The 9,070-nt window shown below is 75.8% G+C and carries 5 protein-coding genes; all 5 read left to right on the top strand.

The window, feature by feature from the left end:
* The first annotated feature begins 470 nt into the window (after positions 1–470).
* The 5 genes from NR073_RS09995 (at position 471) to NR073_RS09975 (ending at position 9,066) form a co-directional block, all read left to right on the top strand.
* On the top strand, positions 471–1,796 hold the full coding sequence (locus NR073_RS09995) for a membrane protein (RefSeq protein ID WP_044659806.1): 1,326 nt from the start codon (positions 471–473) through the stop codon (positions 1,794–1,796).
* A 157-nt stretch (positions 1,797–1,953) separates the two neighbouring features.
* Positions 1,954–4,461, top strand: a complete 2,508-nt coding sequence (leuS, locus tag NR073_RS09990) for a leucine--tRNA ligase (RefSeq protein WP_134377194.1) — start codon at positions 1,954–1,956, stop codon at positions 4,459–4,461.
* A 46-nt stretch (positions 4,462–4,507) separates the two neighbouring features.
* Positions 4,508–5,482: a DegV family protein gene (locus NR073_RS09985; protein WP_134377193.1), complete on the top strand. Its 975-nt coding sequence runs from the start codon at positions 4,508–4,510 to the stop codon at positions 5,480–5,482.
* Positions 5,483–5,611: 129 nt separating this feature from the next.
* Positions 5,612–6,469, top strand: coding sequence for a ComEA family DNA-binding protein (locus NR073_RS09980; protein WP_134377192.1), 858 nt, complete (start codon positions 5,612–5,614; stop codon positions 6,467–6,469).
* 29 nt (positions 6,470–6,498) lie between these two features.
* A complete protein-coding gene (locus NR073_RS09975; protein ID WP_134377191.1) occupies positions 6,499–9,066 on the top strand; it encodes a ComEC/Rec2 family competence protein in 2,568 nt (855 codons plus the stop codon).
* Positions 9,067–9,070 lie beyond the last annotated feature (4 nt).

Below are 9,070 nucleotides of genomic sequence, written 5' to 3'. Positions count from 1 at the left end.
CGGCCACGTGTGCTTGCGGGATCCCGTCGTGCAGGTGGCGGTGGACCATCCTGAGTCGGCCGGTCGGGGTCAGGGGTGCGTTAGCGTGAGTCATGAGTGGGTCTCTTCTGGCAGGTGGGTTGTTGAGGAACTTCCATCCTGCGGGGGGGGCCCACTCGTCTCATCTCAGCCGGCGCCTCGTGGCAAGAACCTCATGACCCACAACACCTAGCCAGGCCTTCGACCGCCGACGCCGTGGCGCCTCGTCTCCGCTGGACGCGGGGACGGGGTCCGCCGAGATGCTCGGCCTGATCGCGACCGCGGCGTACCAACGGGAGGGCGGCCCTGGGGCGGGCCTGAGGCCACGCTGCCCGGAACCCGGCGACGCCTGGTCCTGGCCACGATGGCGCGCGCGTGCCTACCGTACTCCGGCCCGTCCTCGGTCCCGGGGCCCGGACGGGCGCACCCCGTCCCCCACGAAAGGTCCATGCGTGCAGCACCCCGTCGCCCTCAGATCCCTGAAGATCGCCCTCGCCTTCGTCGGTCTGCTCGTCGGCGCCGGCTTCGCCACCGGCGCCGAAGTCATCCAGTACTTCGTCGGCTTCGGCTGGATCGGCATCGTGGGCGCGGGACTGGCCGGCCTGCTCGTCACCGCCGGCGGCGCCGTCATCCTCCAGCTGGGCAGCGTGTTCCTCGCGGCCGACCACAAGGTCGTCTTCCGCAGCGTCTCGCACCCCGTGATGGCCCGGATCCTGGACGTCGTGGTGACGGTGACGCTCTTCGCGATCGGCGTCGTCATGCTCGCCGGGGCAGGCTCGACGCTCGCCCAGCAGTTCGGCTGGCCGACGTGGGCGGGCTCCACCCTGATGACCCTGCTCGTGCTCGTGACGGGCATGCTGGACGTGGAGAAGGTCTCCGCGATCATCTCCCTGATCACGCCCCTGGTGGTCGTCGCGGTCGTGGCCGGGTTCGTCCACGTCCTGGTCACCCGCGACGGCGGCTTCACCGCCCACGAGTCCCTCGCCGTCCAGGCCACCACGCCGGTGGACCCGTGGTGGCTGTCCTCGGTCAACTACTTCGGCCTCGTCGTCGTGATGGCCGTGTCCATGTGCCTCGTGATCGGCGGGTCCATCACCCACCCCCGGGAGGCGTTCCTCGGCGGCCTCACCGGTGGCCTGATGTACACCGCCCTGCTCCTGATGGCCTCCACGCTGCTCTACCTCGGCTACGCCGAGATCGGCCGCGCCGACGTCCCCATGCTGCGGCTGTTCGCCTCGATCGCGCCCTGGCTGGGCTGGGCGATGGTCGTGGTGATCTACCTGATGATCTTCAACACCGCGATCGGCATGTTCTACGCGCTGGGACGCCGCCTCACGGCCGACCGCCCGGGCCGCTACCGGCCCGTGTTCGCCGGCGTCACGCTGCTGGCCTTCGCGGTGAGCTTCGTCGGCTTCGGCGACCTGATGAACGTCGTCTACCCGGCGCTGGGCCACCTGGGGATCGTGCTCGCGCTCGTGCTCCTCGTCTGGTGGCTCACCCACCGCCGGCAGATCTCCGCCGAGTCGGGGCTGCGTCTGCGCCTGCTCGCGCTGCTCCGCCTGCGTGAGCATCCGGAGAAGACCTTCACGGCCCAGCACGCCGTGCAGCTGCAGGAGGCGGTCGGGGACTCCGTGGCGGCCCCAGGCGCGGTGACGGAGGCCCTCGAGGACGAGGTCGCCCAGGTGCTGGAGGAGGACGACGCGGTCACCCCCGACGAGGTGCATCCCGGTCCCGACGCCGGGCCCGAGCGTCCGGCAGGCGGCAGCCACTCCGCCTGAACGCGCCTGCCCGGCCGGGCACGGCGTCTCGGAGCGGCCCTGCGGCCGGGCCGGGGCGCCGTCGCCGTAGGATGGGGTGGCCGGCCGTGCCGCCGGCCCCGTCCGCGCCGCCCGAGGGCCGGCGCTCCATCCCGACTGCGTGAGGACTCGAACCGCCGTGAGCCAGACCCCCGACAGCGCCGTGCCGGCCACCCCCAGCATCCCCGCCGACGCGGAGTACTCGTTCCGTGACGTGGAGGCCCGCTGGGCCGGGTACTGGGAGCAGGCCGGGACGTTCGCCCCGCGCGAGGACGGCTCCGAGACCCGCACCGTGGTCGACATGTTCCCGTACCCGTCGGGCGACCTGCACATGGGGCACGCCGAGGCGTTCGCGATGGGCGACGTCGTCGCGCGCCACTGGATGCAGCGCGGCTTCGACGTGCTGCATCCCATCGGCTGGGACTCCTTCGGCCTGCCGGCCGAGAACGCCGCCATCAAGCGCGACGCCCACCCGGCCGAGTGGACCTACGCGAACATCGAGACGCAGAAGCGCTCCTTCCAGCGGTACGGCATCGCCGTGGACTGGTCCCGTGAGCTGCACACCTCGGACCCCGAGTACTACCGGTGGACCCAGTGGCTGTTCCAGCAGCTGTACCGCAGGGGCCTGGCGTACCGGAAGGACTCCCCGGTCAACTGGTGCCCCCAGGACCAGACGGTGCTCGCCAACGAGCAGGTCGTGGACGGCCGCTGCGAGCGCTGCGGCACCGAGGTCACCAAGCGGACCCTGAACCAGTGGTACTTCCGCATCACCGAGTACGCGGACGCGCTGCTGGACGACATGGACCAGCTCACCGGCCACTGGCCCGAGCGCGTGCTCGCCATGCAGCGCAACTGGATCGGCCGCTCCGAGGGCGCCCACGTCGACTTCCAGGTCGAGGACGGCCCCGTCGTCACGGTCTTCACCACCCGGCCGGACACGCTGCACGGCGCGACCTTCATGGTGGTCGCCGCCGACGCCCCGCTGGCCGCCGAGCTCGCCGGCGATGACGTGCGGGCCGAACTCGAGGCGTACCGGGAGGACCTGAAGAAGGTCTCGGACATCGACCGCCAGGCCACGGACCGCCCGAAGAGCGGCGTGTTCCTGGGCCGCCACGCCGTGAACCCGCTGACCGGTGAGCGTCTGCCGATCTGGGCCTCGGACTACGTGCTGGCCGACTACGGCACGGGCGCCATCATGGCCGTGCCGGCCCACGACCAGCGCGACCTCGACTTCGCCCGCGCCATGGGCCTGCCCGTGCGCACCGTGCTGGACACCGGCGAGGAGGACCCGGCGGTCTCCGGCGTCGCGACGACCGGCGAGGGCATCCTGGTGAACTCCGGGGAGCTCGACGGCCTGGACAAGACCGCGGCCATCGCGCGGGCCATCGAGATCGTGCAGGAGCGCGGCACCGGCCGGGGCACCACCACGTACCGGCTGCGCGACTGGCTGCTCTCCCGTCAGCGCTTCTGGGGCACCCCGATCCCCGTGGTCCACTGCCCGGACTGCGGCGAGGTGCTCGTGCCGGAGGACCAGCTGCCGGTCACCCTGCCGACCGACCTCAAGGGCGAGCAGCTCGCCCCCAAGGGCCAGTCGCCCCTGGCCGCGGCGACGTCGTGGGTCGAGGTGGACTGCCCGCAGTGCGGCGGCCCCGCGCGACGGGACACCGACACCATGGACACGTTCGTGGACTCGTCCTGGTACATGCTCCGCTACGCGTCCCCGAACGACGACGCCCGCGTCTTCGACCCCGAGGCCCTGCGCCGCTGGCTGCCCGTGGACCAGTACGTGGGCGGCGTGGAGCACGCGATCCTGCACCTGCTGTATGCCCGCTTCTTCACCAAGGCCCTGCACGACCTCGGCCTGGTGCCCTTCACCGAGCCGTTCCGCGCCCTGCTCAACCAGGGCCAGGTGCTCAACGGCGGCAAGGCCATGTCCAAGTCGCTGGGCAACGGCGTGGACCTGGGCGACCAGCTGGACGAGTTCGGCGTCGACGCCGTGCGCCTGACCATGGTGTTCGCCTCGCCGCCCGAGGACGACGTGGACTGGGCCGACGTCGCCCCGGGGGCCGCCGGCAAGTTCCTGGCCCGCGCGTGGCGCCTGGCCCGCGACGTCCGCGCGACGGGCGCCCCGGCCGGCACGGACCCGGCGGACGGGGCCGTGACCCTGCGCCGGGTGACGCACCGGACCGTGCACGAGGCCCAGCAGCTGCTGGACGACGGCAAGTTCAACGTGGTCGTCGCCAAGACGATGGAGCTGGTCAACGCGGCCCGCAAGGAGATCGACGCGGGCGCCGGCGCGGCCGACCCCGCCGTCCGCGAGGCCGCCGAGGCCGTGGCCGTGCTGATCTCCCTCGTGGCGCCGTACACGGCCGAGGACATGTGGGTCCTCCTGGGCCACGAGCCCTCCGTGGTCCGCGCCGGCTGGCCCGCGGTGGACGAGGCGCTGCTGGTCGAGGACACCGTCACGGCCGTCGTCCAGGTCAAGGGCAAGGTCCGCGACACCCTCGAGGTGCCCGCGGACATCACCGCCGAGGACCTCGAGGCGCGCGCCCGCGCGTCGCAGAAGGTGCGGAACTTCATCGGGGACGCCGAGATCGTCAAGGTGATCGTGCGCGAGCCCAAGCTCGTGAACCTGGTGATCCGCTGACCGCGTGAGACCGGCCCCGACCGGGCCGGGGGAGAGGAGGCAGGCCGTGGCGAGCATCGAGCAGTGGCGCGACGACGCGCTCGCCCGCCTGCGCTCCCGCCGCTCCCAGCTGGCCGGGCGGGCACGCTACGGGCTGCGCCCGCCCCGCCGGGACCGCACGGCCGTCGTCACGGACTCGGCCGCGGCCCTGCCCGGCGCCGTCCTCGGACACGGTCTGGCCGCCGGGATCCGCCAGGTGGCGCTGCCCGTCATGGTGGGCGAGCAGATCCACACGGAGGGCACGGACGAGCTCGCGCTGGAGCTGCCGCTGGCCCTGGCCGCCGGCACCCCGGTGCGCACCTCACGGCCCTCGCCGGGCGCGTTCCGGACGGCCTACGCCGAGCTGGCCCGCGCCGGCTACGCACGCATCCTCTCCGTCCACCTGTCCGGCGAGCTCTCCGGCACCGTGGAGGCCGCACGCCTGGCCGCCGCGGACGCCGAGCGCCCGGTGACCGTGGTGGACTCGCGCACCGTGGGCTTCGCGCTGGGCATGGCCGTGGTGGACGCCGCCGTGGACGCGGGGGTGGGCATGCCCGTGGCCCGCATCCGCGAGCGGCTCGAGGCCACCGTGGACTCCAGCCACGTGCTGTTCACGGTGCCCAGCCTCGAGCAGCTGCGCCGGGGCGGGCGGATCAGCGGGCTGGCCTCGCTGCTGGGCACGCTGCTGCAGGTGCGCCCCGTCATGGCCGTCGACGACGGCGCGATCGGCCTGGTCGACCGCCCGCGCTCCGCGGCCCGGGCCGTCGACCGGCTCGTGGAGCTCGCGACCGAGCGGGCCGGCGGGGACCCGGTGCGGATCGCCGTGCACGCGTACGGCGACCCCGAGACGGCCGTGCAGCTCGCGGAGCGGCTCCAGCCGATCTCCACCACCCCCGTGCCCGTCGTCGAGCTGCCCGCCGTGCTCGCCGCGCACCTGGGCCTGGGCGCCCTGGGTGTGGTGATCTGCCCGCTGGAATCGCCCACGGGGGGCTCGGGGGACTGAGGCCGCCCGTGCGGGAGCGCTGAGGAGACGGGCGCGTCCGTTCCTGCACACCGCCCTGGAGCGCGATGGTGATCCCCAAGCCGGGTGCGGGACGCGCCCGGCTCAGACGCGGGGACGCAGACTGCCCGCATGAGCCCCAGCCACCGCCTCTGCGACGATCCGCCCGCCTTCGCCCCGGACCCCGCGCCCTCGGCCGTCCCCGACGTCGACACGGCCAGCCCGCACGCCGCGTCCCGGTGGGAGCGCACCCCGCCCCGGGGCCCGGTGCTGCGGTGGCGGCCGGCCCTGCTGGCGGTCACGGTGCTGCTCGTCGCCGCCGCGGCCTGGTGGGCGGTGGCCTGGTTGACCACCCCGGCGCCGCCTTCGGCGATCCCGGCGGCCGCGGCCGGTGCGGGCATCCCGCAGACCGACGCTCCCTCCACCGCCCCGTCGGCGGCGGGCACCGACGCGCGGACGCCGGAGGCGGGGCCGTCGGGGGAGGCGTCCGGCCCCGCCGGGTCCACCCCGCTGCGGGTGCACGTGGTGGGCGAGGTCGCCCGGCCGGGTGTGGTCAGCCTCGCGCCGGGCTCCCGGGTGGCCGACGCCGTGCGCGCCGCCGGCGGCACGACCCGGCACGCCCGGGCGGAGCGCATCAACCTCGCGGCCCCGCTGGACGACGGCCAACAGGTCCTCGTCCCCTCCGCCCACACGCCGCAGGACGCCCTGGACCGGGTGGCCGGGGCCGCGCAGGCGCAGCCCACGCCGACCACGGGCAGGGCCGGTGCCGGAGGCGAGCCGGGCGGCGCCGAGTCCGGCGACACCGTGGACCTGAACACCGCCGACGCCACGGAGCTGCAGACCCTGCCCGGCGTCGGCCCCGCCACGGCGGAGAAGATCATCGCCCACCGCGAGACGGTCGGCCCGTTCACCGGCCTGCCGGACCTGGACGCGGTGCCCGGCATCGGCCCGGCCACGCTCGACCGGCTGCGTGACCACGTCTCGTGGTGAGCCCGGCCCCGGGTCCGTCCAGCGATCCCATGGACCGCCGCGCCCGCCACCGCGAGGTGCCCGGCCCGCTCGAGGCCCGGTGGGTGCCCGCCCTGCTCGCCTGCCTGACCCTCGGGATCCTCGGCGTCGCCTGGGACGCCCCGGCCCGCTCGGCGGCGGCCCTCACCGGGTTGGCCGTCGCCGCGGCCGCCGTCCTGGGGGCCGCCCGCTCGACCGGTCGGATACGGGGCGTGGCCACCGCGACGGCGCTGGCCGGCGTAGCCGCGGCCCTGATGCTGCAGCACTCGGCCGGGCCCGCCGCCGCGGCCAGCGCCAGCGGTTGGACCGGCGCGGTGCACGCCGGCTCACCGCTGCGGCTCGAGCTGACCCTGGACGGGCCCGCCACCCGGAGCGAGGCGACCTTCGGCCCGCGCTGGAGCGTGCCCGTGCGGGTCGAGACGTTCGGTCATCCGCCGCGGGCCCCCGAGGCGGCCGTGACGGCCCGACTCACGGGCGGGGGCGCACCGCCCGCGACGATCGCCGCGCCGTCGGACGGAACGGCGGCCCCCGGCGGCGGGCCGGGATCGCGGGTGTGCGTCGTGGCCCGGCCGTCGAGGTCCGGCTCCACCGTGTTCCTGGCCGCCGCGGCCGCCCCGCAGCCGGGACCCTGCCCCGGCGGGGTGGAGACGGCGGGCGGGGCCACCGACGGCGGCCCGGGCCCGCCTCGGCGGGAGGCGCTGCGCGCCGCATTCCGTCAGTCCGCGGAGCGCACGGTCGGCGCGGCGCCGGAGCTCATCCCGGGGCTGGTGCTGGGCGACCGCTCCGCCCAGGGGGCCGCCCTCGACGACGCCATGAAGGCCTCGGGCCTGTCGCACCTGTCTGCCGTGTCCGGGGCCAACGTGGCCATGATCCTCGGCGCGGTCGCGATCACCCTGCGCTGCGCGCGGGTGCACCGGGCGGTGGTCCTCAGCGCCGGGCTGGCGGTCCTCGGGGTGTTCGTGGTCGTGGTGGGGCCGGAGCCGTCCGTGCTCCGGGCGGCCGTGATGGGCGCCCTCGGCGCCCTCGCGGTGTTCTTCGGCCGCGCGCGGCAGGCGTTCGGACTCCTGACGGTGGGCGGCACGGCCCTGCTCGTCGCGGTGCCGGCCCTCGCCGTGGAACCGGCCTTCCACCTCTCCCTGGCCGCGACCGCGGGCATCGTCCTGGGCGGCGCGCCCCTCGACCGTGCGCTGCACGCCGGGCTCGGCCGGGTGCTGCCCGACGTCGTGGCGCGGTGGCTCTCGGCGTCGCTCGCGGTGACCGTGGCCGCCCACCTGGCCTGCCAGCCGATCATCCTGGCCATGACCGGTGAGGTGTCGGCCTACGCGGTGCCGGCCAATCTGCTGGCCGCCCCGGCCGTGCCGCCCGTGACCGTCCTGGGCACCCTCGCCGCGGCCCTCGCCCTGCCCGCGCCGGGGATCGCCGCCGCCCTCGTCGCCGTGATCCAGTGGCCCGCGGCCTGGATCGGGTGGGTCGCCCACACCAGCGCCTCCCTGCCCGGGGCGCTGCGTCCGTGGCCGGCCGGAGCCCTCGGCGCCGGGCTGGGCGTCCTGCTGGTTGCCGCGACGCTCCTCGGATTCGCCGCCGTGCTCCTGCTCGAACGCCGCCGGGCCGCCCCGGTGCGGCGTGTCGGCCGCAGCGCGCCGCGGACCCGCGAGCGCCTCCCCGCCCTGGTCGTGCTCGCCGCCGCGCTGGCCGCGGCCACCACGGGTGCGGTCGGGGCGGTCCTCGTGCCGCGGGCCTCGGGCGCGGCCCCGCCGGACTGGGCGGTGGCGTTCTGCGACGTCGGCCAGGGGGACATGGCCGTGTTCCGGTCCGGCCCGCGCGCGGGGGTCGTCGTCGACGTCGGGCCCGAGCCGGGGCTCGCTCGTCGCTGCCTCGACGACCTCGACGTCGACCGGGTGGACGCCGTGCTGCTCACCCACCTGCACGCCGACCACGCCGGGGGGCTGGCCGGCGTGGTCGACCGCGCCTCCCCCGGGGCGGTGCACTACGCGACCCGGGACGCACCGGGGCAGGGCAGGGGAGGGCGCGGCGGGGAGGCGGAGGGCGTCGACCCGCCCGCCGACGCGGCACGGCTCCGCACCGGTGCGACGGGCACGGCCGGGCCGGTGCGGTGGCATGTGCTGCTCGCCGACGCGCGGGCCCCCGAGGAGAACGACGCCTCCGCGCAGGTGCTGGTCACCGTCGAGAGCGGGGCCGGTCCGGTCACGACGCTGGTCACCGGCGACATGGAGGAGGACGCCTCCGCGGCGTGGGTCGCGGGGCGCCGGTCCGATGCCGCCGCACCGCCGCGCGTGGACGTGCTCAAGGTCGCCCACCACGGGGCCCGCAACGGTGGGACGGCCGTGCCGCGCGCGGCCGGCGCCCGCCTGCACGTGGTCTCCGTGGGCGCCGACAACCCGTACGGCCACCCTCACCGGGCCACGGTGGACGCGCTCGGCCGCCTCGGGCCGGTGGCCCGCACGGACCTGCACGGCACGCTGGCCCTCACGGCCGCGGACGGCCCCAACCCCGACGGCGCGCCCGAGATCACGGCTCACACCGTCCGCCCGCCCTCGAGCGTCCGCACCGGACCCTAGGATG

This window comes from Micrococcus sp. Mcc28, assembly GCF_024519775.1.
Classification (GTDB): domain Bacteria; phylum Actinomycetota; class Actinomycetes; order Actinomycetales; family Micrococcaceae; genus Micrococcus; species Micrococcus luteus.
This window is presented reverse-complemented; position numbering and strand designations above follow the sequence as displayed.